The following is a 23573-nucleotide window of genomic DNA, read 5'->3' on the forward strand; positions in this document are numbered from 1 at the left end:
GGGCGCCAGCGGTTTAGCGCGCCGCGCGTCCTGTTTTTGGAGGCGCAGCGCTTTTCTGGCTGGAACGCCGCACCATCAGCTTGGCCGGTAGCACGACGCTCTCGGCGGGCTGCCCACGGATCAGGCTGAGCAGCCTATCGACCAGCACCTCGCCGGCGTGACGCGTGTCCTGCACCACGGTGGTCAACGGCGGGTTGACGTAGCTGGCCATGGCGATGTCGTCGAAGCCGACGATGGCCACATCCTGCGGCACACGCAGGCCCTGATCGGACAGCGCGCGCATCGCGCCGATGGCGATCAGATCGCTGGCGGCAAATATGGCGTCGAACCGCTCCTTGCGCGCGAGCAGCGTCTGCATCGCCGCATAGCCGGAGTGTTCGGTGCTTTCCGCATCCACCTGCAGCTCTGCCCGCGCGGCGAGGCCGGCTTGCGCCAGCACCTCGGCGTAGCCACGATAGCGTTCGAAAAATTCCGGGTAGTGGCTGGAGGCTTCGCCGAGAAATGCGATGCGCTGGCAGCCCTGGTCGAGCAGATGCTGCGTGGCCGCGGTGCCGCCTTCGAAATTGTCGCAGCCGATCGACAGGCCGGGCTGATCGGGCAGCACCGCGCCCCAGCGGACGAAGCAGGTGCCGTGCGCCACCAGCTTGTCGAGCTTGTCGCGATAGGCAATGTAATCGCCGTAGCCCAGCAGGATGATGCCGTCGGCCTTTTTGCTCTCGGCGAAATCGGCGTGCCAGTCGTGCGACAGCTGCTGAAACGAGATCAGCAGGTCGTATCCCTGCTTGGCGCAGGCTCGGGTGATCGAGCCAAGCAGCGACAGGAAAAACGGGTTGATGTGCGACTCGTCGGTGGTCGGGTCTTCGAACAGCAGCAGTGCCAGCGTGCCCGAGTGCATGCGGCGCAGGTTGGAGGCGTTCTTGTCGACCTTGTAATTGAGCTGCTCCACCGCCGCCTGAATTCGCCGACGCGTCTCCTCGTTCACCAGCGGGCTGCCGCGCAGCGCGCGCGACACCGTGGACTGGGAAACCCCGGCCAGATGCGCAATATCGAATGAGGTGGACTTGCCCTTCATGCGTGCTGCCGACTAAACCTCTGTAGTGCGGCACGCTCGTGCCGAGGCACGCCAAGTCCTTGCGGCCATGCCCGCCAATTGTTGCGTGTAGGTCATCGGATCGCCCGCCGCAGCGCAGCACGAAACGGCAAAAGCGGGATATTCGGCGGAAGTACAAATTCGGCCACGCGATGATCGCGGCAGCTATTCCTGTGCGTTGATCACGGCAAGGAAATCCCGGCCGTAGCGCTTGAGCTTGGCTTCGCCGACGCCGCTTATGGTGGCCAGCTCCTCTTCGTTCGCCGGCAGCGCGCGCAGCATCGCCAGCAGCGTGGCGTCGTGGAACACCACGTACGGCGGCACGCCGTGCTGCTTGGCCAGCTGCGTACGCACGGCGCGCAGCGCGTCCCACATCGACTGCTCGTATGCCTCGATCCCGAGGCTGCCACCAGTGACGAGCTTGCTGTCGCGCCGACGGCTGCCGCCGCGCGGCGGCCGTACGTCCTCGCGCAATTTCACCGTCTGGCCGCCGCTGAGCACGGCGCGGCTGGCGGGCGTCAGACGCAGAGTGCCGTAGCCCTCGGCGTCCGCCTCGAGCAGGCCGGCCGCCAGCAGCTGGCGAAACACCGAGCGCCACTGCTTTTCGTCCATCGACGCACCGATGCCGAAGGTGCTGAGCTGATGATGATTGGAGCTGAGCACCTTCGGCGTTTCCTCGCCGCGCAGAATGTCGATGACGTGGCCGGAGCCGAAACGCTGGCCGCTGCGATACACCGCCGACAGCGCCTTTTGCGCCGGCACCGTGGCGTCCCAGGTTTTCGGCGGCTCGATACAGTTGTCGCAATGCCCGCACGGGCCGGGATACACCTCGCCGAACGCGCCCAGCAGCAGTTGGCGGCGGCAACCGGTGGCTTCGGCATACGCCAGCAGCGATTCCAGTTTCTGCCGCTCCACCCGCTTGCGATCGTCCGCCGACTCGGACTGCGCAATCATCTGGCTCATCGTTACCACGTCGGACAGGCCGTAGATCATCCACGCCTCCGCCGGCAGGCCGTCGCGGCCGGCGCGACCGGTCTCCTGGTAGTAGCCCTCCATGCTGCGCGGCAGATCCAGATGCGCGACAAAGCGCACGTCCGGCTTGTCGATGCCCATGCCAAAGGCGACCGTGGCCACCATCACCACGCCGTCCTCGCGCAGAAAACGTTTCTGGTTCGCGCTGCGCTTTGCCGCATCGAGACCGGCGTGATACGGCAGCGCCTCCACGCCCGACTCGGCCAGCCACTCGGCTGTTTCGTCCACCTTGCGCCGGCTGAGGCAATAGACGATGCCCGACTCGCCGCGATGGCCTTCCAGAAACTCCGCCAGCTGCCGCTTCGCGTTATGCCGCAGGCCTACCCGATAGCCGATGTTCGGTCGGTCGAAGCTGGCCACGAACTGGCGCGCCTGCTGCAGCGACAACCGCTCGACGATTTCCTCGCGCGTGCGCGGGTCGGCCGTGGCCGTCAGCGCAATGCGCGGCACCTGCGCAAAGCGCTCGTGCAGCACCGCCAGCTCGCGATACTCCGGCCGAAAATCATGCCCCCACTGCGACACGCAGTGCGCCTCGTCGATCGCGAACAGCGCCACCTCGGTACGTTCCAGCAGGTTGAGAAAGCGCCCGGTGAGCAGTCGCTCCGGCGCCACGTAAAGCAGATTCAGCTCACCCGCCAGCAGCTGTCGCTCGACCTCGCGCTGTTCCTCCGCGCCGATGCTGGAATTGAGATACGCCGCCGCCACGCCGGCCTCGCGCAGCGCGTCGACCTGATCCTGCATCAGCGCAATCAGCGGTGATACCACGATACCCGTGCCCTGCCGCGCCATCGCCGGGATCTGGTAGCACAGCGACTTGCCGCCGCCGGTCGGCATCAGCACCAGCGCATCGCCACCCTCGACCACATGGTCGACGATGGCCTGCTGCTGGCCGCGGAAATTCGGGTAACCGAAAACAGTTTGAAGAATGTCGAGAGCGTTGCTTGGCATTCGCTCATGCTAACAAATGGGGCATACCGGCTGGGCTGATAGACATGTGGGTAGGTGGCGCTGTTGTCTGCGGATTACCGCTGACAAGAGCCGGCCTCCAACCCACTGGCACGGCACCGACGCGTTGCGTCATCAGAGCCTGTTCACGATCTCCGTGTGCCCCGCGCCGGGAGCCGTTTGCGCGCAGGCTAAGGAAGAACGAGGGTACGCGGTGAGGCGCCATGGATGGCGCCGGCTTTGAGGAGCGAGGAGTGGACGTCCGTCCACGACGGAGTGATGACGCCGGGAGGCGCGCAAACGGCCCCGGCCCGCAGGGTTGTCATCGAGCGGCCGCCAGGCGGCAGCGCGCGATTTACACCTTTTCGGCGCTTGGCTTGCCAGCCAGGCAAGCCGGCGCCACGCGCCACCCTCTGACGGCCGCTCGATGACAACGCGAGGTACGGGGAGATCGTGAACAGGCTCTTAGGTCGAAGCGGCTCGCGCGAAACGCAGCACCTTGGGCTTGGGCAGGCCTTCTTCAAGCAATTCATAAACGAGGGCGATCAGCTCGGCATGCTTTGCCGCGGACAATGCTTTTTCGCCGATCGCCTCGGCGCTCAACTCCAGCGCGGCCTTCATCACATCGTGTCTTACTGGCCGGGCGGAATCGTCCCAGGCCGTTCTCGCCGCCCTGTCGCGTACACGAGCGCCCTCCGGAGAGGTATGGCGCTCGTCCCGGCGATAATGCGCATCGGCATCGCCATGTGCCGATGCGGCCGATGGGTCGGTAGCGATCATGACACCGTCCGGCAGGCGCGGTTCTCCCTGGCCCATGAGCACCCATAGCGGGCTCCAGCCGCTGTTCGCCAGCTGGCGCAGCGCTTCGGCGCCGACCTCTACTTCGCCCCGCTCGTACCCACCGTAGGTATTTTTATGGACGCCGAGAGAAACGGCGAAATCGGCCTGGTTCGTCGAACCGCGAATTTGTGCCAACCGCTTGCCGGTATCCAACCGAATTTTTGGCTTATCGCTCATGAAATTCTCGCGTCGGCGATGAATTCGATAGCGAAGCAGCGACGTTATTCGGAAATAAATATTTGTTTTTCAAGAAATAAATGTATCCATGAGCGGCGCTGGCCTGCATCACAACCGACGACCGAATATCTGTTGCAATTGACCGAACATTTGTGCCAATATCCATGCCGTGGAAGCCATACCTCAGGGAACCGAACACCATGACCACCACGGATGCCCGGGAAAACCTGCCGCGAACGACAGGCATACGGCAGCGGTTGTGGCTGCTCTACGCCAAGCTCGCCGGTCGCGCAGCATCGGACGACCATGCGCAGCTACCGTTTGCCCACAGCCATTGCCGTCCGTTACACCGGCCGACTTTCCGGCCAAAGCAACGCATGGCCGACACGCCACAGAACTCAGGCGATCGCAGCTACCGCTACAACGACGACGTCACCGACAACCGCACGCTCGGCGCAGAACCCCTACCCGAACTGTTTCCGTATTGTGCCAAAGGCTACCACTGCCGTGCGCCGTGGCAATCCACAAAATTCGCCAGCCTCGTTGGCATGCGCCTCGTTAAAGGCCGAGCAGCCGGCTTGACCGCGTCGATATCCACGGACACACCGGCAGCGCGCGGCGCTTCATTGGCCGCATGAGGTTTCGCGCCATCGCGTCATGACGACGAGACCCGCGGCGATGCCACGCATATCTCATGGCGCCAGCGCCCACCGACGCGTTTCCTGACGAGGCGGCAGCATCGAAGCACCCAGCTCGACATGTGCCTGACTTTGGAGAACAAGCATGATGGAACGCAATGCCGGAGAGCCCACTTCCTGCAAGCTGCAGATTTACGTGTCGGGTGGCTGGCTGGACATGCTTTATTTCGAATCCGCCCAGCGCGAACGCGTCACTACCGCCGTGACGGCCATTTCCAGAGAAGCAAATAACTCGGTTATCTGGCGAGTGATTCATGTCGGTGCCAATCCGCCCGACTGGCTAGCGACCGCAACGCCCTGGAAACCTATCACTGACCGGGAGCCCGCACCTCTGGAAGACGTACTGATCAGTGTATCGATGGAAAACGACGAGCCACCGACGGTTTTCATGGCCTATCGCAAAACGGTGGGAACGAAAACGTTCTACGTCAGCGGCACCAGCGACCACATCATTCCAGGAGCCTACGCGTGGAAGCACGTCGATGAACCCTCTCCGGCGCCGAACAGCGTGGCGTAAGCCTGCGATCATCGAGGTTGTTCGAGCCACGGTTGGGCCGTAGAGACGCGCGAACACCCTGTTGCCCGCCCGCCTCATTCGCCGCCCATACCCCACAACTCCCGATCCACATCCCCATCCAACCCGAACACGGCAAGCGCGACGCGCCCGTTGATCACCGCAACACCTTCCGATCGCAGCAGGCGACTCTGCTCGCGGAACCCGCGACTGCCCACCGGCATCGCGATATGCCCACTGGCACGCAGTACGCGATACCAGGGCAGCACCATGCCGTCGGGGACTTCGCCCAGCAGTCGTCCGACCAGGCGTGCGCGACCGGGCAAGCCGGCGCGTGCCGCTATGGCGCCGTAGCTCGCCACACGACCGTACGGGATCGCGGCAATCGCCGCGTACACCCGGGCGTGCTTTTCATCGATGGCCGAATTCAGCATGACTTACCCTCATCGAAGCGACGTCGCGCGACACGGTACGCCATGCGATGGCGGTCGCCAACGCCGCGTTAACGCATGGACGTGGCACAGTAGAGCGCCCGACGTAAGCGAAGGTAGCTGCACCATGCGCCACTTCGAAGCCGTGCGCTCACACATCGGCAGCCAGCACGCGCTGCGCCACAACGATCCGTACCTGATCAGCTTTGATCTGGAGCTGTCGAAGGATCGCCACCAGGGCATTTATCTCGCCGAACTGGAGGATGAAGCCGAGCGGCGCTATCTGCGTATCTCGACGCCGATCGGTCCACTCGCCGGCACCGATCCCAGCCGGTGCCTGCGCTTCAACTGGCAGCAGCGCACCGGCTTTCTGGCGGTAGCCGATCTTGACGGCGCGCCGTATTTGCACCTGTGCGAAAACCGGCCGTACGAATTTCTCGACAGCGACGAGCTGCAGCGGCTAATTGCCGAACTCGGCACCCTGGGCGACCAGCTGGAGCAAATCATCAGCACGCCCGAAAACGCGCTCTAGTTCCTTTACTACCAGATCATCCTGACGGCTTTGACGAAGCCGTAGGCGAGCAGCGCCGTGACCGGCAGAGTCAGTATCCAGGCCCACACCATGCGCTCGACCACCGACCAGCGGATGGCGCTGAAGCGCTTGGCCGCGCCTACGCCCATGATCGATGCCGAGACGTTGTGCGTAGTCGATACCGGAATGCCGAACATCGAGGCAGTGAGGATCACCGCCGCCGAGCTGGTTTCCGCAGCAAACCCGTTGATCGGATGCAGCTTGACCATCTTGTGACCCAGCGTCTTGATGATGCGCCAGCCGCCGCCGGCCGTGCCCGCGGCCATGGTCAGCGCGCAGACGACCTTCACCCAGATCGGAATGGCGAAACCGCCGGCGGTGTTTTCGGCGATGCGCAAAAAGCCCAGCCACTGCGGCAGCTGATCGAACTGATGCGCGGCCGTGCCACCGGCCAGTGCTAGCGCGATGATGCCCATGCTTTTCTGCGCATCGTTCATGCCGTGCGCCACGCCCATCGCCGTGGCCGATACGATCTGCGCCTTGCCGAAAAAGCTATTGACGAAGGGCGTGCGGCCGAAGCGCTGCAGCCAGTTATGCCGATTGGCGAACCACGCCAGCAGCGCGTACAGCGCACCCATCAGGGCGAAGGCCACGATAAAGCCGGCCAGCGGCGACAGCACCATCGGAATGATCACCTTGGGGATCACGCCGTGGCCGGTAATCAGATTGCCCTGCGCCCAGATCACCGAGCCGATGTCGTTGTCCGATGCGGCCAGCGCCGCACCGACCAGGGCGCCGACCAGCGCGTGGCTGGAACTGGAAGGCAGGCCGAGCCACCAGGTGATCAGGTTCCACACGATGGCCGAGAACAGCGCACAGATCACCAGCTGCGGACCGACATCGACCACGCCGGCGTTGATCAGGCCCGAGGCGATGGTGGCGGCCACGGCGGTGCCGAGCATCGCGCCGAGCAGGTTGGTCACCGCGGCCAGCAGCACCGCCTGGCCGGGCGACAGCACCTTGGTGGCGACGACAGTAGCGATGGAGTTGGCGGTGTCGTGAAAACCGTTGATGTAGGTAAAGGCCAGGGCGATCAGCACCTCAGCCACGACCAGGCCGAGACTCATGCCCGATCTCCGGCGGTCGCGCACTGGTCATCGAATGCCGAGGCCATGCCCGGACTGCACGCGCTAAGAAAACTGAGGATCACCGCGGCGCCCTCAGGAGTTCTTGAGCACGATCGAGTAGACGATATTGCCGACGTCGCGGCATTTGTCGATCGCCTTTTCGATCAGCTCGAACAAATCCTTGGCCAGCATGGCACGCATCGCGTCACCGCCTTCGACGTAAAGCGTGCGATAGGGATCGAGCAGCATGCGATCGCCCTCGGACTCCAAGGCCTGCAGGCGGTCCTGCAGCTTCTTCACCGGATCGATGCGCAGGCCGCGACGCAGCTCGCCGATCATCTCCTCGACTACCTCGGTGGAGCGCTCGAGGATCAGCGCGCGCTGGGCGAAGTTCACCCCGACCAGGCGATCGGACACGATCTCGTAGCGCTCGGCGAACTTCTCGATGCTCTTGGGAATCTTGTACAGCGCCGAGTTGAGCGCGGCGATGTCCTCGCGGTCGAGCGCGGTGACGAAGGTGTTGACCAGACCCTCGCTGATCTGTCCGGCCAGCGCCTTTTCGCGGGCGCGGGTGGCGGTAAAGGCCGCCATGACCGAGCCCCGGCCCGGCTTGCTGAGCAGCTCGTGCAGGGCCTTGGCGCTTTCGCAGACGGTGGCCGCGCTCTGTTCGAGCAGGCCATAAAACTTGTCGCCTTTACCGAAAATCGTCTGCAGTGAAAACATGCGGGCCGTGCCTGAGGGAGCGAGATGACGACAATGTTACAGGACGTCCGCCGCGCGCCGCACCCGCGCGCACGTGAACTGGAGCCCGCCAGCCCTTACACTGGGGCCATCTCCCGGCCGGTAACCTCTACGCGATGCTGATTGAAATTGCGCTCGTCCTCGTGCTGGCGCTGTGCAACGGATTTTTCGCGTTGTCGGAAATGGCGCTGGTGGCCTCGCGCAAGAGCCGCCTGAAGCAGATGGCCAAAACCAGTCGCCGTGCCGCCATGGCACTGCGCCATGCCGAGGCGCCCGAGCACTTTCTCTCCACGGTGCAGGTCGGCATCACCCTGGTGATGCTGATCACCGGCTCGGTTGCCGGCGATGCCCTGGGCAGCCAGATCGGTGAGATTCTGCACAACGAGGGCCACTCCGCATGGCTGGCACCATATGCGCGCGTGCTGGGCATCGTGCTGGGCTTTGTGCTGATTTCGTTTATCCAGATCGTGATCGGCGAACTGGTACCCAAGCGTCTGGCGCTGTCGTCGCCGGAGAAGTTCTCCGGCTATATGGCGTTTCCCATGCTGGTGCTGTCGCGCATTACCGCACCGTTCGTGTGGCTGTTGAACGTGTCGAGCAACGCGCTGCTGCGGCTGATGCGGATCAATCAGCACGGTCGCGGCGTAGTATCGGAAGAAGAAATCCGCATGCTGGTAGCGGAAAGCGCCGAACAGGGCGTGCTCGATCCAGATGAACACAATATGGTCAACCGGGTGTTGCGCCTGGGCGACCGTACGGTCGATAGCGTGATGACGCCGCGCATGCGCATCGCCTGGCTGGACATCGCCGCGCCACGCGAAGAGAACGTCGAGGTGCTGCGCCAGACGCCGTACTCGCGCTACCCGGTCTATCGCGGCGACGAAAGCGACGTGGTCGGCGTGGTCGAGGTCAAGCGCCTGCTGCACAGCTTTGCCGACGGCCAGCTGGAGCTGTTCCAGCATTTGTCCAAGCCGCTGTTCGTGCCGGCCACGGCGCGCGCGCTGGATCTGCTGGAGGAATTCCGCGACGCGGAAACGCCACTGGCCCTGGTGGTGGACGAGTACGGCGATATCGAAGGCGTGGTGACGGTCAACGACCTGCTGGCCGCCGTGGTCGGCGTCAGCCAGATCGCCCACGGCGACAGCACCGAAACCGGCCCGATCGTGCAGCGCGCCGACGGCAGCTGGCTGATCGACGGCAGCCTGTCGACCGACGACCTGCGCGAGCTGCTGCGTCTGGATCACCTGCCGGGCGAGGACGAGCACGACTTTCGTACCATTGCCGGCATGGTGATGACCGCGCTGGGCCGCATTCCGCAGACCGGCGAAGTCTTCGAGTGGCGCGGTATCCGCTTCGAAGTGGTGGACCTCGACGGCGCGCGTATCGACAAGCTGCTGGTGACGCGCGTATCCGAATACGAAGCGGATGAAAAAACCGGCTGACGCCTCAGAGCCTGTTTACGATCTCAGCGTCGATCTATTCCCGTCCGGACACCGATTTGGACGTCCATTGCAATCGAAACCTTCAGGCGCTGCTGCACGGCGCTCTAGGCGTCGCCATCATCCGCTGACTTGATGCCGGCAAGCCGCGCCATGCGCTGGGTATCGGCCAGGATGCCATGCAGCAGGCGCAGCTCGCGTTCGTCCAGCTGGATGCGCTGATAGATCTTGCGCAGACGCAGCATCACCGTAGTGGGCGCACGGCCTTTGTGGAAATCGATATCTTCCAGCGTCTGCAGCAGATGGGTATAGAACTGCTCCATCTGTGCCGCGTCGGCCGGCGGTTCGTCCTGCACCGGCTCGAACGTCGGCACGTCGCCCAGCATGGCCACGCGCACTTCGTACGCCATCACCTGCACCGCCTGCGACAGGTTGAGCGAGCTGAAGTCGTCGACGCTGGGGATGCGCACCATCGCATGGCAGCGCGCCAGCTCGTCGTTCTCCAGGCCGGTGCGCTCGTTGCCGAAAACCAGGGCTACGTCCTCACCCCGAGCAGCCGCAGCCAGAGCCTGGGCGGCGGCCTCGCGCGGCGAGATTTCCGGCAGGTTGATGCCGCGCCGGCGAGCCGACAAGCCGAGCACCAGCCGACTACCGGCAAGACTTTCCACCAGCCCATCGTGGACGCCAGCGTTGCCGAGCACGTCGTCCGCACCCGCGGCCAGCGCGTTGGCTTCGGCGTCGGGAAAGCGCGCCGGCCGCACCAGCTCCAGCCGGGTAAAGCCCATGGTGCGGATAGCCCGCGCCGCGCTGCCGATATTGCCCGGGTGTGAGGTGCGCACCAGCACATAGCGGATGCGGGCGGCGAGGTCGATGGATGCGGACATGGCGCGGTGCCGAATGTGGATCAGCGAGCAAGGATAACGGATGCGACGCCCGCCGAAGCCGAAGCCATCGCCCAAAAAGGCCCGAACCGCCCGCCTCTGCTAGACTTGCGCGTCGCGATTCCGCTCTTTTGCAAAGTCCAAGGCCATGCCAAGACCCCACGTCACGATCGCGGCGCGCGCCGCGCGTTCTGCAGGCAATATCATCCTGCGCTATATGAACCGCATCGACGGCCTCAATATCGTCGAGAAGCAGCAGCTGGATTTCGTTTCCGAAGTCGACAAGCTGGCCGAAGCGGAAATCATCAAGGAGCTGCGCCGCGCCTACCCGGATCATTCGATCCTGGCCGAGGAGAGCGGCGCCACCGGCAAGGGCCCGCTGCAGTGGGTGATCGACCCGCTCGACGGCACCCATAACTACCTGCGCGGCATCCCGCACTTCAGCGTCTCCATCGCGCTGCTGGAACGAGGCGTGCCGATTCACGCGGTGGTATTCGATCCGCTGCGCGACGAGCTGTACACCGCCAGCAAGGGCGACGGCGCCTACCTCAACGACCGCCGCATGCGCGTATCCAAGCGCGAGAGCCTGGGCGGCGCGATGATCGGCACAGGCTTTCCGTTCCGTCAGCGCGAGCATCTGACTGCACAGATGGACATCACCCGCGCGATGCTCGGCCAGGCCGAGGACATCCGCCGCTCCGGCTCGGCCGCGCTCGATCTGGCCTATGTGGCTGCAGGCCGCTACGACGGCTATTTCGAGATCGGCCTGAAGCCGTGGGATCTGGCCGCCGGCGTGCTGCTGGTGCATGAGGCGGGCGGTCGCTACTGCGACTTCGCCGGCCGCGACGGCATTCCTGCCAGCGGCAATATCGTGGCGGGCAACCTCAACGTGGCCAAGGCCATGGTCGACGCCATCGGCCAGCAGGCGACGCCTGCGCTGCTGAAGGCCTGAGGATTCCCGTCTAGCCGGCTATCTTCAGCGGCAAACGCGAATCGGCGAACACTGTCGCAGCCACCCGATGCCCGAGCGCGGGTGGTGCGAATTCAGGCATCAATGCGTGGAATTGGCCGGTGCCGGCGCGGCTGCGGGCACGGTTTCATTCGCAGCGGGAACGGCGGGCGTTTCCGGCGGCGGCGGTAGCGCGATCTCGGTGCTGTTCTGCTGGGCCTCCAGAGCGCGTATCTGCTGCTTCACCGCATCGAGCTGGCTGCTGGTATTGCGCAAGTCATTGCTCAACGAGACTGCCTGCTGCTGGGCCTGCTGCTGCTGCGCCGCGACCTGCTGCGATTGCTGCTGCTGGTGCGCGGCATCCTGTTGAAGGTTCTGCAGGCGCTGCTGGTTCAACGTCACCATCTGCTCGGCGTACTTGTTGCCCGCCTGCAGCCGCAAGGCATCGATATCCACCTCGGCCAGCTTTTCGGTCTGCGCGGCGAAGGCGCGATAGACATCGTCGGCGTTCTTCATCGAGTCGGTGCGGATCACGCGCCAGAACACCTTGTCGTGGAACAACGCCACGAAATAGGTGAGTTTTTCCGGCTGAAACAGCTCGCTGGCACCGTACTTACCATTGTAGGTGGTACGGATTTCCGTCAGCTGGTGCGTATCGACCAGATGCTGCAGGTACGCCACCGAGCTGCCGGACGTATCGGCAACGTCAGCGTTCGCCGATGGGGCCGGGGCCGTTACGGGCACTGCCGGTGGTGCGGTGGCCGCCACGGAGAATACCGAAAAGCTGGCCAAAGCCAGGGCGATCGTCCCGTTCCGGACGCGTCGTGTGCCCGCGCTGCTGTTCATTGCGTTCGTCCCCTGCGTTCCCGGCGATTGTACGTTGGATGGTCGGCCAATAACGGCATCGAACGATGCGCCGGCCCTTTTCTTATTCGCCGAGTCTAAAGGCGCTGCACCGAGGGTCAAGTGGTTGTCGATCCACCGCAGCGCGCCACCTCGAATGCCGCTCAATACACCAGCTGGGCACTGGTATCGCAGTTGACCGAGCGCAGGTTGACCTGGGCCGTGCCGATATTGATGCCCAAAGTCTGCAGCAGCGGGCCGACCAGTGCGCTGTCCAGCGCTGAAAACACCGGTACCAGAGCGGCCGATAGCGTAGCCAACAGCGGAGCCAAGGGTAGCGAGACCGAAGCACCCGCTAAAGTGAGCGTGGTTTTCAACGAGGTCGAACCCAGCAGGCTGCCAATCAGAGTGCCAAGAACCGCGGACGATGTGCCCGCCGTCTGCGTCATGTTGGGCTGTTGGGCAATGGGAACCGTCGGGTCGACGCTGAAGGTCAGAGGCGTGGCTGGATTGGTGGCGATCTGCACATTGGCCGATGCGGACAACTGGGCAATTTCGATGCCCAAGGCGAAAACGTTGACCAGGGGCGCCACGGTCCCGGCTGAAATAAGCGATGACCAGGACTCGCGGATGTTGTTGATGGCGCCAGCCGGTAACGTACCGAGAAACGCGTTCAATACGCCGGGCGCCGTGGTGATGGTCACGCTGTCCGAGTTCTGGCCGCCGCTGCCCGGCACATTGCATTCGAGCGCGGTTATCGTGCCGTCGGTGGGTGCCACCTCGAGATAAAGCGGAATACCCACCAGTGCCTGACCGGTGATCGGCGTACTCAGCGCAGAGATGTTCAAGGCCAGTCGAATTTGCGCGGTGTGTGCCACGGTGCCAACGCCACCTACGCCGATCTGCGGCGGCTCGATAACGCTCATGGCCAGACTGACCGTTGCTACGCCCGGCACATTGACGCTCGTCGCAGGAAGCGCAACGGCGTTGGCGCTGTCGGCCGCCAGCAGAACGGCATTGAGTATGTCCAGCGCGTTGACGTTGGTATTCAACGCAACGTTGGGATCCTGGGTCGTCGCGTCGACGTTGAGGATATCGCCCAGGTTGATCGGAATATTGCCGAGCCGGGCTTCGATGAGGGCCACCTGCTGATTGACGAAGCCGATGTCGATGCCCGAACCACTGGCGCTCTGGTTGAGCGCATTCACGTAAGCCGTCAGAAAATCAGTGAGGCTGATCTGGCTCGTAAGAACGCCATTGACGGTGCCCACATCGACCGGCAGAGTCTTGACCAGATCAAGCAACGAAATATTGGCGTTGGCAATACCGTTGTAGCTCAGCAACTGCAGCCCCAGCGAGGAGCCAAGAGCCTGGTTGAGCAGTTGGCCCAACGGGCTGCTCGGATCGACGGTGAGCAAGCTGGACCCAACAGAAAACGATGCGATCGGCGGACCGCGGCTGATCGCAATAGCGGTGGCGCCGATGCTGTTGAAGTTGGCGAAGCCGAAAAACGGGATCAGCGGCAGGCTGGCCTGCACGCGCACCGCATTCAGCGGCAGCGTGGGCGTGACGCCGACAAAGTGCTGATCGCCCGGCTGGGTGCTGTCCCAATGGCCACAGTCGATCGTCAGCGTGCCGGTAAAACCGTTGTCGACCGTCGCATTGCCCAACGCCGCCGTGTTGCCGGTGTTGTCGGTCGAGCACGTCGCCAGCTGCTGGGCACCGGCCAGTGCGGCCAGATCGACCACCTTCTGCGTGTCGCGCTTGGCCCAGTACAGGTAACCGATTTCGACCAGTCCGAGCATGGCGACCAGACCTGCCAGCATCAGCATCATGGTGACCGCCATCGAGCCGCGCTGGCGCGCGCGGCCGCTGCGCGCAAAGACCAGCGTCGTGACCGCGCCGTCAGCAGAACGCTGCATTGCTCTCGTGCTCGGCGTGAGGGCGCTCATGATGATCCGTCACTGACCACCGGCATTGCCGTTGCTGTCTTTGCTCACCGCCGTTTTATAGAACTCTGGGATGTCGTGGCTGAAGCTTTTCAGATAGCGGTCGTAGCTGGCGCTGGCCTCCGCACCGAGCATCGGCAGGTGTTTGCCGGCCTGCGCGCCGTCGACCTGCATCTGCAGCAGACTGCGCGTGGTTTCGCCAATGACCGTGACAGGCGGCGGCGACTCGACGGCTCGGGGCGCTATACCGCCTGAGCCGTACCCCCTTGGCGCGGGCGCAGCGCTCATGGCGACCGTCGATGGTGATGCCGAAGTAGGACTGCCCGATGCCGGCGCTACGGTACTGCCCTGCCCCATCATTTGCCCGGTCACCGGCGTTTGCTGGGCCATGGCCGCGGCCGGCAGAAAAAGCATGAGTGACCGCATGACCAAAGCGCGTGCGGGTATCGAGGGAGTCTTCATGGATGCGCCTCGCTGCTCGTGGACGATGCGCCGAACCGTTCCAGCATCGACGGCGGTACGCCATCGCTCGGTTCGGCCGACGGCTGGCTTGCCGAAGGGTCGGTGCTCGAAGCAGCGGCGGTCGTCGGCCGATGGATCGACAACGACGCAACGACCCTCGGATGCGCCGGTGGCTTCGGCTGCAGCTGCGCCGCCAGCGTGCGCACCTGCTGGCGCGCGGCCTCCGGCAGATTGGCCTGCTGCATCGTCGCGTCGGCCTGGGCGTCATCGTTGTCGAGCAGCATCCACAGCACCAGATTGGACACCGCCTTGACGTTGCTTGGTGCCAGTTCGGCCGCCTTGGCCAGCGGCTCGTGCGCGCTGGTCACCTGGCCGGCGCGCAGGCGCTGGTAGCCCAGGTCGCCCAGATAATCCACGTTGACCGGATCCCGTTGCACGGCCTGGGACAGCGCTTCTTCGGCAGCGGCATTCTGCTGCTGCTCCGCCGCGATGATACCCAGGCCATGCCACGCAGCCGCAGCCTGATCGGTATGCACCAACGCCTGGTAGAGCGCTTTCGCCGCGTCCGCCTGTCCGGTTTTGCGCAAGGCGTCGGCCTGCAGGCGGCGCAACTCCGGCGAGTCGCCGTAGCGCTGACGATACGCATCGATATTCGCCAGCGATGCGTAATACGCGCCCTGCTGCTGCATCTGCCGGATCAGATCCAGATACATCGGCTTGCTGTTCCTGTCGCTCGGCGCCGCCGGCTCGGACGCCAGTTCGGGCTGAACGTGATTGAGGTAGCCCCCGTGACTGGCGCAGGCGCCGAGCAGCAGCGACGCTGCCAGCACGGCCATCGAATAGGCCTGTCGCGCAGGCCAGGCATGTCGCGATGGCGATAAGGTCATGGTCAATGTCCTCTCAGCTTGGTCATGGTGCCGATCAGCGAAACGATGGCCGGCCCGGCAAGCACCGCCATCAGCGCCGGCAGCAGGGTCAGCATCATGACCAAGGTCATTTTTACCGAGAGCTTTCCGGTCTTTTCTTTCATGTTCAGCTTGCGCTGCTCGCGCAGCCGCTCCGCAAATTCGCGCAGCGGCTCCTGCACCGCGCCGCCGTGCTGATGCACCTGCAGAATCATTTGCACCAGGCTTTTCAGATCCGCGTTGTCGAACGATTCGGCCAGACGGCGTAGCGACTGCTCGCGCGGCCGGCCGTGCGCGTAGGACATATTGGCCTCGCGAATCTCCCGGCCGAGTACCGGAATCACCACCCGAAAGCGCTCGGCAATCGTCTGTAGGCTCTGATCCATGCTGAAACCGATGCCCTGCAGCAAGCGCAGCAGATCGATCAGCAGCGGCAGCTCGTTGTCGACACGCTTGCGCAGACGCGCCGCCCAGGAGCTCAAAAAGAGCTTCGGCAGCAGCAAACCCACCGCCAGGCCGGCCAGCAGTTCGACAAACCCGCGGGCGCCGGAAGGGTGCAGCAAAACCAGCACGATGACCGGAAACAGCAGCGCCATCACCAGGCGCAGACCCAGAAAAAGCGCGCGGCCCGATGTGGTGTTGTGATTGGTCTGGTCCAGCAACAGCAGATCTTCCTTGGCCAGCAGCGCCTTGCCGAGGTGACCGTCCTCGACGTGCGTGCCGATCGACTCCAGCCAACGCCGGCACCTGCGCCAGAACGTAACCAACGCGCCCGCCTCCTCGTCGGCTTGCGCACCTCGACGAAGCACGCGCGCCAGCGCTTCGTTGATCACCTGCTCATGCTGATCGCTTTGCCGCACGCGGTTCAGAAGGCCCCAGGCCACGAGGGCCAGCGCCAAGGCCAGCACGAAAACCGCCGATGCGAGCAGGAATTCAGCCATCGCGAGACACGCTCCCATGCGCCAAGGCAAAGACCATCACAGCGACTTCGCCAGCCGGTAAAGCAGAAAGCCGCCGAACAATTCCATGACCAGGGCGATCAGCAGAATTTTGCGACCTAGCGACTCGGTAAACATCGGATGGAAAAAAGCCGGATTCAGCAGCGATAGGATGATCGCGACCGCCACCGGCAGAAGACCCAGCACCCAGGCCGACATGCGCGTCTCGGCGGTAATCGCCCTCAGCTCGTGCTGGGCCTGATCCAGATCGCGCATGAAGTCGCTCATGCGCTGCACGATATGATCGGCCCGCCCACCGATACGCACCGCCGTACCCAGCACGACTTGCAGCAGTTGCAGGGCCTCCAGCCGATAAGGCTGCGATGCCAGCTGCAGCGCCTGATCGAGATCCATGCCGCTGCGCACGGAAACCATGGTGCGATCGAGCACGCTGCGAAGCGGCAAGGGCACCGTACTCGACGCCGTCTGGAAGGCCATCGGCAAACTGTTGCCGATCGTGGCCAGGCGTACGACGCCGTCGAGAAAATCGGGCAGTTGGTGAATCATCTGCCGGCGCTGTTTTTCGATACGCCCACGCAGCCATAGCCATACAAGCAGTGAGTACGCCACCAGCAGTACAGGCATCGCCCACAGCGTACCGATGCGCCAGGCGCCGAGCCACGCCAGCCCCAGACCCAGCATCGCCAGTTGAACCGGCAGACGCCAACCGGTCGGCAGACCCGCGCGCAAAAAGAGGCTGTCGGTCGGCAGCGCCTGCGACCGCACCGGCTTGCCCGCGGCGACAGCGGGCAGCGGCGGCGCAACATGCGCCCGGCTGGCGAGGCTGCGCTCGATGAACTCAGCGCTTCGACGCCGCTGCTGTCGCGCAGTGCTGCCCCACCACAGTTCGACGGCGCCAGCCATGAGCAGCGAGACCATGCTGAGCAGCGCCAGCGTGAGGATCATCCGTGCACCTCCATCGCGGTGCGCTGGAGAAACTCCCGAAACGGGTGCAATTTGTACGTGTGCGGATGAAAGCCCAGAGCGGGCCAGCGGTTCCGCTCGCTGCCGTTGGTGTCGACAAACATCTCGTGGTGAAACATCTCCTGCGTGGTGATGATCCTGTCGGTCAGGCCAATCACCTCCGTTACCGACGAGATCACGCGATGGCCGTTGCTCAGACGCGCTATCTGGATGACAAAGTCGATCGCGCTGGCGATCTGCCGACGCAGGCTGTCTTCGCTACCCTGAAAGCCGGCGAATCCGCATAGCATTTCCAATCGGCTCAGTGCATCGCGCGCCGAATTGGCATGGATGGTGGACATCGAACCGTCGTGACCGGTGTTCATGGCCTGCAGCATTTCCAGCACTTCGGCGCCGCGCACCTCGCCGACTACGATGCGATCGGGCCGCATGCGCAGACTGTTGCGCAGCAGATCGCGGGTGGTCACCGCGCCGCTGCCGTCAAAGCCGCCGACCCGGCTTTCCAGCCGCACCACGTGCGGGTGGTTGAGCGACAGCTCGGCGGTGTCCTCGATGGTGACCACGCGTTCGTTCAACGGGATATAGCTCGCTAGCGCGTTGAGCAGCGAGGTCTTGCCCGAGCTGGTGCCGCCTGAAATCAGAATATTGCAGCGGCTTTCCACCGCCGCCTGCAGCAGCGCACGCAGGTTGTGGTCGAACGCGCCGCGCGCCATCAGGTCGTCGGGCGTGAACGGATCCTGGCGAAACTTGCGGATCGAGACGCTCGGCCCGCTCACCGCCAGCGGCTCGATGATCGCATTGAGGCGTCCGCCATTGGCCATGCGCGCATCGACCATGGGGTTGGCTTCATCCAGCCGCCGCCCCAGCGGCGCGAGGATGCGGCGAACGATGCGCAATACGTGGCGGTTGTCGCTGAAACGCACCGGCTCGCGCTTGAGCACGCCGTGGCGCGAGACGTACACGTCCTGATAGCCGTTGACCAGAATGTCCTCGACCTCGGGATCGGACAGCAGATCGTCAAGCGGGCCGTATCCGGTCAACTCCTTGAGCAGCGCCGAAGCCACCTTCTGCACTTCGCTTTCGTTGATCGGGATGCGCCATTCCTGCACGAAAGCGTTGGTTTCGATGCCGACGTATTTGCTCGCCGTAGCCTGCGACCAGGTCGCAATGTCGAGGCGCTGATCCTCGATGCGGTTCAGCAGGAATTCGTGCGCGGCCGATACCGTGTCGTGAAACTGCTGGGTGTGTTCGAAAGGGATCAGATCGATATCCATCTCACCGGCCCTTCCTGTCGATCAGCTTTTTCCACCAGGCACGTTCGTTCGTCGACGCATCGGCTACCTGCAGCCGCCCGAGCAGGCCCTTCAAGGCCCGCACATACGAGTCGCGTGGCGAGGTCTGATGCAGTAGCTGGCCCTGATTGGCGCTGCCGCGCAGCGCGCGCGAACGCTCCGGCAACAGCGCAAGCAGCGGCAGGTTGAAACGGCTGGCGATCTGCGCGGCGGTGACGCCGTCATTCGGGTCGTGCCGGTTGACGACCAGGGACAGCCGCGCATCGCGCATGGCGCGAGCGTCGAGCTGCCGCAGGATGGCATCCAACGACATCATGGCGCCAATGCTCTGGTCGACGACCAGCCATATTTCATCGGCTTCGCGCAGCAGGGGCAGCGGCACTTCCGAAACGGGCAGGCCGCCAACATCGGTCAACAGCAGATCGAAATGCAGGCGCAGACGATCGAGCAGCACCGGCAGCTCGGCCGTGTCGGCCGGTTTCTCCAGCGTACCGGCCGTCTGCGACAGCACCGACAGCCGGCCGTCATGCGTGCTGAAAGCCGTACTGATCAACGTGGCGTCGATACGACGGGCGCTCTTCAGCGCATTTTCGTAGTGGAATTCGTTGGGCAGGCTGAGATAGAGCGCCGCGTCACCCGCCGGACGGCCGAGATCCAGCAACAGCACCTGCACGCCCGCGGCATCGGATGGCGCACTTTTCGCCGGTGATTTTTCCGAACTCGCCAGCGAACCCAGGTGTGCGGCCAGCGTGCTGGTACCCATGCCCGCACGCACGCCGAGCAGCAGCACAAGCCGTCCGCGCGAACGCGGCGCCGGCGCCGGCGTCGCGGCGGGGCTTCGCACTTCGCAGTTCATTCTCGCCAGCAGTTCGCTAATGTCTTCGTCCTTGGCATCGATGTCGAGAAATTCATTCACGCCGGCGCGCATCGCCGCCAGCACCACGCCGGCCTTGTCGTTGCCCAGCGAACCGACCGCCAGCAGCGACACGCCCGGTGTGCCGTCGATCAGCCGGCGTGCGAGCATGGACGAGTGCTCGGCCTGCATCAGCGAGTAATCCAGCAGCACCAGCGGCGAGCCGGGCAGATGCACCGGCTCGCCGGTGCCGCCGATATCGCGCGTGTCGACCCAGTGCACGTTCGCCATGTGGCGCAGCCGCGTCGCCACATGCTTGGCGCGCTTTTCGTCGGAGGAGTAGAACGGAAGATCCACGCCGAGCTCCGGCCTGTTGATCGAATAAAGCATCGGGCGTGTCTGCATGATCGTTACTCCTGCCTTCAGCGCGAAAACCCGGGCAACTGGTCCGAGCCGGCAGGATTGAGCAGGAACGATCCCCACACCGGCAGATTCGGATTCGCTTCGCGCTGCCCCGGCAACGGCAGCGTGGTGCCGCGGGCAAACGGTTTGATCAGATGCGGCGTCACGATGATCACCAGCTCCTTGTCCTGGCGGCTGTAGCTGAGATCGCGAAAAAAGACGCCGATGACCGGAAGGTCGCCGAGCAGCGGAATCTTGTTGACCGTGCTCATCACCGACTGGCTGACCAGTCCACCGATGACGAAGGTTTCGCCGTCACCGAGCTCCACCGTGGTGTCCTCGCGGCGCGTAGTGAGCGCTGGCACCGAGATGTTGTTGAGGATCACCGCATTGGAATAGTCCAGGTCGCTCGCCTCCGGCGCCACCTTCAACGCGATGCGGTCGGCCGACAGCACGGTCGGCGTAACGGTCAAACCGATGCCGAACGACTTGTAGACGATCGTGGTAGTGCCCAGGCCCTGCGGCTCCGGAATCGGCAGCTCGCCGCCGGCCAGAAAGCTGGCGCTCTGGCCGGACAGCGCCACCAGACTCGGCTCGGCCAGCACGCGCGCCAGTCCGTCACTCTTGAGCAGGTTGAGGCTTGCCTTCCATTTGCCGGTGGTGGAACCGGCCACCAGATTGAACGCCGACGTGAGCGCGCTGCCACCGGTGCCGGACGTATTGGCTGTCGCGGTGGGGCTGGTCACGCCGTAGCTGAAACCGCCGTTCGTGTTGGTGAAGCTCAGGCCGAGCTGGTTTAGCGCCGTGCGGTCGAACTCGACCACTTTGACGTCGACCTGCACCACGCCGCCGGTAGCGACGGTGGAAGCATCGACAATACGGCCCTTGCTGCCCACGGCCGCCGATGCCGCTTCGCGCGTCTGCTCGTGATCGAGCAGCGTAGGCGAGCTGCCCTGCACCAGCGCGCTATCGTCCTGCACGGATAAATCCACGCCGCCGTCTTCGGTATGCGCCTGCAGCGCGCTGCGCACGTTGACCACCAGCCGCTCGGGCGACGCCGCGCCGCGGTGCCACAGCAGCAGGGTCGTCTGCCCCGGCTTCTTGCCGACCAGCAGCGCCTCGGGCCGGCCCTTGAGCATCACCACATCGGCCACCGCCGGATCGGCGATGGCAATCCGCTCGAGATCCTTGGCCAGCCGCAGCGGACGCTGCTCGTGCGCCTGCAGATCGAGCGTCTCGGCAGATACCGTCATGACCACCGCGGGCACCGCCATCATCGCCAAGGCGAAGCAGCCGATGGCTCGCTGACGATGGGCCGGCGCAGTGTGCACAATCGAGGTCATGGAGAGGATCCATCGCATCATGGGTTGTTCCGGGCCGGGCGGGCGCTGTCGTCTGAGGCACCACGAATGATCTGGATACTTGGGGAAGAGCTCGAACGCACCGCGCGAACGAAACTTCTCGCCGCCGGATCGTGGCCAGCCAGACCCGAGCCGTCGATGCCGGCATAGGCCTGATTTTCCGGCTGCCGCAGCTGCTGCCTTTGCTCTGCGGTGAGATCGCTGCGCGCGGCCAGCACCGGGCGCGGTTGCGGGAACAGCGCATCGTCCGGCTGGCCTTCATCGGTGGGCTGGCGCACGCCCAGCGACAGCTTGCCGTTCTGCACGCCCAGCAGCAGCTGGCTCGCCTCGCCCACCGGTACCGCGAGCACGGCGGTATGCGGCACGTCTTTCGGCGAGCTCTGGTTCGGTGCCGTGGTGGCGACCGGCCGGGCGTCGCCATCACCGGACGGTCTGGGCTTGCCATCACCGGCTATCGGCGCTGCCTGCGTTTTTGCCGGTGACGACGGCAGATCGTCGCTGCCGTAGGCCAGCACACGCAGTCGGGAAAGCAGCAGACGCGTTTGCGATGTATCCGGTACAACCTCGTGCGCGGCGGGCTGATAACTCATCGCCGGCGGCGCCTTCAGGCTGACGAAAACGTCCACATAGTCGCCCGGCACGATGCGGTTGCCGGCACCGGCTTGCTCATCGACCGGCACCGCCACGGCGCGTTCGCCCGGCTTCAATGCCATCGACAACCCGCGAGCCAGCACCTTGGAGGTCACCGCCGTGCCTGCCGGAATATCGATCAAAGGCACGCCACCCACCACCGCATCCACATCACCGTAGCCGTCGGCAGGGCGCTGCGCCCAGTTGATCAGCTTCAAGGAGGACACGGTAAGCGGCGTACCCGCGGGCAGCGCTGTTGCCGCAACGACCACCGGCACTGTCGCTGGCTCGGGCGCAAAGCCGAGCCCGTGCGTAGCCGACGCATCGGCGGCGACCGGTGTGGCCGCGCGCCGACCGATGCTGAAGGCCAAAACAGCCAGAACGGCCGCTACCGCCACCAGTAACAAAGCCGCTATGCGGGTGAATTTCGGCATCGACTAATCTCCGGATCGCCGGGCGATCCTTAGGTTCACGTGTTGTCGAGCTGGACGATGGCGGAGCTGCTGATGGAATCCAGCAGCCAGTTGTAAGCGATTTGCGTGCCTGGAATAAAAGGATGTGCTTGGTAGTTGAACGTGGTCACGACCTGCACACAGCTCAGGCTGGTGTTGGAGGGGCACGCGATGGTCGACACCACGATCGGTCCATCGGTACAGTCGGGGGTGTCGCCGGAAAAATTCAGCAACCACTGCATGGACTGCTCGGCGACCGCGCAAGCCGCGGCCTGCCGAGCCGCATTGTTCACGCCATACTGCAGCGCAGCGCGCGCGCCGTTATCGGCGGCCAGCGTCAGAGACTGCTTGGCCGCGAAAATCAGCACGCCGGAAATCGTCAGCAGCAGCAGCGGCAGCAGCCCGAAAATAAAGACCAGCGCGTATTCGATAGCGACCACACCCCGCTGCCGGGAGCGCAGCGCCATTGCTTGCCCGCGACCTGTCGCGCCGGCGCGGCCGCACAATCCGGAGACAGCAAAACCCGAGCGAGTCGCGATATTCATCGGCTTCACCAGTGCGTTAAATCCGTAAATTTCATTGTCAGCAGCGCGCCGACGGCCATGTACGCGGCATAGGGCAGGCCTTTACGTCCGGCTCTGGCCGCGAGCACACGCTGCCAGAGATGCGACTGCCCCACCTGCGCCTGCACGGCAGTCAGCCCGGGTCCGGCGTGTCGCATCACGAGGCGGGACAGCAAGATCGCGACCGCATGTATGCCCCCCAGCACGCTGGCGATGATCCATATCGGCAGTAATGCCTTGCCACCCAGCAGAAACCCCAGCGTGGCAAAAAACTTCACGTCACCTGCCCCCATCCAGCGCATGACGTAAAAGGGCAGTAACGCCAGCAAACCAATCAGCAACCCGACCCCTGCCGTCCATGGCGGAGCGCCGTTTTCATTCAGCCATGACCAGATCATCCAACCCGCGCCGATAATCAATGCCGCAAGCAACCATGTATTACGCACCCGGTGTTCAATAACATCGCTGACAATGGTTAAAAGACAGAGCAAAATAGCCATGGCCTGCGGGGGTGAAGTCATGCATTACGTCCCTATGACTTGC

At 64.2% G+C, this 23573-nt stretch carries 24 protein-coding genes; 5 read left to right on the top strand and 19 right to left on the bottom strand.

The window, feature by feature from the left end; all coding sequences use genetic code 11:
• Window positions 1-13 precede the first annotated feature (13 nt).
• The 3 genes from HDE78_RS05915 to HDE78_RS05925 all read right to left on the bottom strand — a co-directional run bounded on the left by HDE78_RS05915 (window position 14) and on the right by HDE78_RS05925 (window position 4084).
• Window positions 14-1072, bottom strand: a complete 1059-nt coding sequence (locus tag HDE78_RS05915; RefSeq protein ID WP_179477619.1) for a LacI family DNA-binding transcriptional regulator — start codon at window positions 1070-1072, stop codon at window positions 14-16.
• 183 nt (window positions 1073-1255) lie between these two features.
• Window positions 1256-3070 carry a DNA helicase RecQ gene (gene recQ / locus HDE78_RS05920; RefSeq protein WP_179477620.1) on the bottom strand — a complete coding sequence of 605 codons (1815 nt, stop codon included), beginning with the start codon at window positions 3068-3070 and terminating at the stop codon, window positions 1256-1258.
• Between the two features lie 462 nt (window positions 3071-3532).
• Window positions 3533-4084, bottom strand: coding sequence for a helix-turn-helix transcriptional regulator (locus HDE78_RS05925; RefSeq protein WP_179477621.1), 552 nt, complete (start codon window positions 4082-4084; stop codon window positions 3533-3535).
• Window positions 4085-4284: 200 nt separating this feature from the next.
• Here HDE78_RS05925 and HDE78_RS05930 point away from each other — a divergent pair, with 200 nt between their 5' ends.
• Both HDE78_RS05930 and HDE78_RS05935 read left to right on the top strand, forming a co-directional pair.
• A complete protein-coding gene (locus HDE78_RS05930; protein ID WP_179477622.1) occupies window positions 4285-4722 on the top strand; it encodes a hypothetical protein in 438 nt (145 codons plus the stop codon).
• Window positions 4723-4867: 145 nt separating this feature from the next.
• Window positions 4868-5299: a hypothetical protein gene (locus tag HDE78_RS05935; RefSeq protein ID WP_179477623.1), complete on the top strand. Its 432-nt coding sequence runs from the start codon at window positions 4868-4870 to the stop codon at window positions 5297-5299.
• A 74-nt stretch (window positions 5300-5373) separates the two neighbouring features.
• Here the strand turns inward: HDE78_RS05935 and HDE78_RS05940 are convergent, their stop codons facing one another.
• The gene (locus HDE78_RS05940; RefSeq protein ID WP_179477903.1) at window positions 5374-5715 is read right to left on the bottom strand and encodes an MGMT family protein; all 342 of its coding nucleotides are present in this window, start codon (window positions 5713-5715) and stop codon (window positions 5374-5376) included.
• A 139-nt stretch (window positions 5716-5854) separates the two neighbouring features.
• Between HDE78_RS05940 and HDE78_RS05945 the strand changes: the two genes are divergently transcribed.
• A complete protein-coding gene (locus tag HDE78_RS05945; protein WP_179477624.1) occupies window positions 5855-6259 on the top strand; it encodes a hypothetical protein in 405 nt (134 codons plus the stop codon).
• 8 nt (window positions 6260-6267) lie between these two features.
• Here HDE78_RS05945 and HDE78_RS05950 read toward each other — a convergent pair whose 3' ends face one another.
• Entirely contained in the window at window positions 6268-7386 is a 1119-nt protein-coding gene (locus HDE78_RS05950) for an inorganic phosphate transporter (protein ID WP_179477625.1), read from the bottom strand.
• Window positions 7387-7479: 93 nt separating this feature from the next.
• A complete protein-coding gene (locus HDE78_RS05955; RefSeq protein ID WP_179477626.1) occupies window positions 7480-8109 on the bottom strand; it encodes a pit accessory protein in 630 nt (209 codons plus the stop codon).
• Window positions 8110-8243: 134 nt separating this feature from the next.
• Here HDE78_RS05955 and HDE78_RS05960 point away from each other — a divergent pair, with 134 nt between their 5' ends.
• Window positions 8244-9569: a hemolysin family protein gene (locus tag HDE78_RS05960; RefSeq protein WP_179477627.1), complete on the top strand. Its 1326-nt coding sequence runs from the start codon at window positions 8244-8246 to the stop codon at window positions 9567-9569.
• Window positions 9570-9673: 104 nt separating this feature from the next.
• Here the strand turns inward: HDE78_RS05960 and HDE78_RS05965 are convergent, their stop codons facing one another.
• Window positions 9674-10450, bottom strand: coding sequence for an RNA methyltransferase (locus HDE78_RS05965; RefSeq protein ID WP_179477628.1), 777 nt, complete (start codon window positions 10448-10450; stop codon window positions 9674-9676).
• 145 nt (window positions 10451-10595) lie between these two features.
• On the opposite strand from HDE78_RS05965, the gene HDE78_RS05970 reads away from it, so the two are divergent.
• Window positions 10596-11399, top strand: a complete 804-nt coding sequence (locus tag HDE78_RS05970; RefSeq protein WP_179477629.1) for an inositol monophosphatase family protein — start codon at window positions 10596-10598, stop codon at window positions 11397-11399.
• Window positions 11400-11498: 99 nt separating this feature from the next.
• Here the strand turns inward: HDE78_RS05970 and HDE78_RS05975 are convergent, their stop codons facing one another.
• The 12 genes from HDE78_RS05975 to HDE78_RS06030 form a co-directional block, all read right to left on the bottom strand.
• Window positions 11499-12242 (bottom strand): DUF2968 domain-containing protein, encoded by a 744-nt coding sequence (locus HDE78_RS05975; RefSeq protein WP_179477630.1) that lies wholly within the window; start codon window positions 12240-12242, stop codon window positions 11499-11501.
• 161 nt (window positions 12243-12403) lie between these two features.
• Window positions 12404-14161 (bottom strand): TadG family pilus assembly protein, encoded by a 1758-nt coding sequence (locus tag HDE78_RS05980; RefSeq protein WP_179477631.1) that lies wholly within the window; start codon window positions 14159-14161, stop codon window positions 12404-12406.
• Between the two features lie 39 nt (window positions 14162-14200).
• Entirely contained in the window at window positions 14201-14602 is a 402-nt protein-coding gene (locus tag HDE78_RS05985; RefSeq protein WP_179477632.1) for a DUF3613 domain-containing protein, read from the bottom strand.
• Window positions 14603-14646: 44 nt separating this feature from the next.
• Window positions 14647-15537, bottom strand: a complete 891-nt coding sequence (locus HDE78_RS05990) for a Flp pilus assembly protein TadD (protein WP_179477633.1) — start codon at window positions 15535-15537, stop codon at window positions 14647-14649.
• Window positions 15538-15539: 2 nt separating this feature from the next.
• Entirely contained in the window at window positions 15540-16496 is a 957-nt protein-coding gene (locus HDE78_RS05995) for a type II secretion system F family protein (RefSeq protein WP_179477634.1), read from the bottom strand.
• A gap of 36 nt (window positions 16497-16532) precedes the next feature.
• Complete coding sequence (locus tag HDE78_RS06000; RefSeq protein ID WP_179477635.1) at window positions 16533-17459, bottom strand: type II secretion system F family protein; 927 nt, start codon at window positions 17457-17459, stop codon at window positions 16533-16535.
• On the bottom strand, window positions 17456-18751 hold the full coding sequence (locus tag HDE78_RS06005) for a CpaF family protein (protein WP_179477636.1): 1296 nt from the start codon (window positions 18749-18751) through the stop codon (window positions 17456-17458). Before HDE78_RS06005 ends, HDE78_RS06000 begins: the two co-directional genes overlap by 4 nt.
• A 1-nt stretch (window position 18752) precedes the next feature.
• Window positions 18753-20027, bottom strand: a complete 1275-nt coding sequence (locus tag HDE78_RS06010; RefSeq protein WP_179477637.1) for a fimbrial protein — start codon at window positions 20025-20027, stop codon at window positions 18753-18755.
• 17 nt (window positions 20028-20044) lie between these two features.
• Window positions 20045-21301, bottom strand: coding sequence for a type II and III secretion system protein family protein (locus HDE78_RS06015; RefSeq protein ID WP_179477904.1), 1257 nt, complete (start codon window positions 21299-21301; stop codon window positions 20045-20047).
• Window positions 21302-21384: 83 nt separating this feature from the next.
• Entirely contained in the window at window positions 21385-22449 is a 1065-nt protein-coding gene (gene cpaB / locus HDE78_RS06020; protein WP_179477638.1) for a Flp pilus assembly protein CpaB, read from the bottom strand.
• A 35-nt stretch (window positions 22450-22484) separates the two neighbouring features.
• Window positions 22485-23012, bottom strand: a complete 528-nt coding sequence (locus tag HDE78_RS06025; protein ID WP_255457665.1) for a TadE/TadG family type IV pilus assembly protein — start codon at window positions 23010-23012, stop codon at window positions 22485-22487.
• Between the two features lie 5 nt (window positions 23013-23017).
• Window positions 23018-23551: a prepilin peptidase gene (locus HDE78_RS06030; RefSeq protein ID WP_255457666.1), complete on the bottom strand. Its 534-nt coding sequence runs from the start codon at window positions 23549-23551 to the stop codon at window positions 23018-23020.
• Window positions 23552-23573 lie beyond the last annotated feature (22 nt).

Source organism: Rhodanobacter sp. K2T2, from assembly GCF_013408815.1.
Classification (GTDB): domain Bacteria; phylum Pseudomonadota; class Gammaproteobacteria; order Xanthomonadales; family Rhodanobacteraceae; genus Rhodanobacter.

Coding starts and splice junctions, on each gene's coding strand:
- HDE78_RS05915 (WP_179477619.1), bottom strand. CDS start 1,072: ATGAAGGGCAAGTCCACCTCATTCGATATTGCGCATCTGGCCGGGGTT.
- recQ (WP_179477620.1), bottom strand. CDS start 3,070: ATGCCAAGCAACGCTCTCGACATTCTTCAAACTGTTTTCGGTTACCCG.
- HDE78_RS05925 (WP_179477621.1), bottom strand. CDS start 4,084: ATGAGCGATAAGCCAAAAATTCGGTTGGATACCGGCAAGCGGTTGGCA.
- HDE78_RS05930 (WP_179477622.1), top strand. CDS start 4,285: ATGACCACCACGGATGCCCGGGAAAACCTGCCGCGAACGACAGGCATA.
- HDE78_RS05935 (WP_179477623.1), top strand. CDS start 4,868: ATGATGGAACGCAATGCCGGAGAGCCCACTTCCTGCAAGCTGCAGATT.
- HDE78_RS05945 (WP_179477624.1), top strand. CDS start 5,855: ATGCGCCACTTCGAAGCCGTGCGCTCACACATCGGCAGCCAGCACGCG.
- HDE78_RS05950 (WP_179477625.1), bottom strand. CDS start 7,386: ATGAGTCTCGGCCTGGTCGTGGCTGAGGTGCTGATCGCCCTGGCCTTT.
- HDE78_RS05955 (WP_179477626.1), bottom strand. CDS start 8,109: ATGTTTTCACTGCAGACGATTTTCGGTAAAGGCGACAAGTTTTATGGC.
- HDE78_RS05960 (WP_179477627.1), top strand. CDS start 8,244: ATGCTGATTGAAATTGCGCTCGTCCTCGTGCTGGCGCTGTGCAACGGA.
- HDE78_RS05965 (WP_179477628.1), bottom strand. CDS start 10,450: ATGTCCGCATCCATCGACCTCGCCGCCCGCATCCGCTATGTGCTGGTG.
- HDE78_RS05970 (WP_179477629.1), top strand. CDS start 10,596: ATGCCAAGACCCCACGTCACGATCGCGGCGCGCGCCGCGCGTTCTGCA.
- HDE78_RS05975 (WP_179477630.1), bottom strand. CDS start 12,242: ATGAACAGCAGCGCGGGCACACGACGCGTCCGGAACGGGACGATCGCC.
- HDE78_RS05980 (WP_179477631.1), bottom strand. CDS start 14,161: ATGCAGCGTTCTGCTGACGGCGCGGTCACGACGCTGGTCTTTGCGCGC.
- HDE78_RS05985 (WP_179477632.1), bottom strand. CDS start 14,602: ATGCTTTTTCTGCCGGCCGCGGCCATGGCCCAGCAAACGCCGGTGACC.
- HDE78_RS05990 (WP_179477633.1), bottom strand. CDS start 15,537: ATGACCTTATCGCCATCGCGACATGCCTGGCCTGCGCGACAGGCCTAT.
- HDE78_RS05995 (WP_179477634.1), bottom strand. CDS start 16,496: ATGGCTGAATTCCTGCTCGCATCGGCGGTTTTCGTGCTGGCCTTGGCG.
- HDE78_RS06000 (WP_179477635.1), bottom strand. CDS start 17,459: ATGATCCTCACGCTGGCGCTGCTCAGCATGGTCTCGCTGCTCATGGCT.
- HDE78_RS06005 (WP_179477636.1), bottom strand. CDS start 18,751: ATGGATATCGATCTGATCCCTTTCGAACACACCCAGCAGTTTCACGAC.
- HDE78_RS06010 (WP_179477637.1), bottom strand. CDS start 20,027: ATGCAGACACGCCCGATGCTTTATTCGATCAACAGGCCGGAGCTCGGC.
- HDE78_RS06015 (WP_179477904.1), bottom strand. CDS start 21,301: ATGATGGCGGTGCCCGCGGTGGTCATGACGGTATCTGCCGAGACGCTC.
- cpaB (WP_179477638.1), bottom strand. CDS start 22,449: ATGCCGAAATTCACCCGCATAGCGGCTTTGTTACTGGTGGCGGTAGCG.
- HDE78_RS06025 (WP_255457665.1), bottom strand. CDS start 23,012: ATGAATATCGCGACTCGCTCGGGTTTTGCTGTCTCCGGATTGTGCGGC.
- HDE78_RS06030 (WP_255457666.1), bottom strand. CDS start 23,551: ATGACTTCACCCCCGCAGGCCATGGCTATTTTGCTCTGTCTTTTAACC.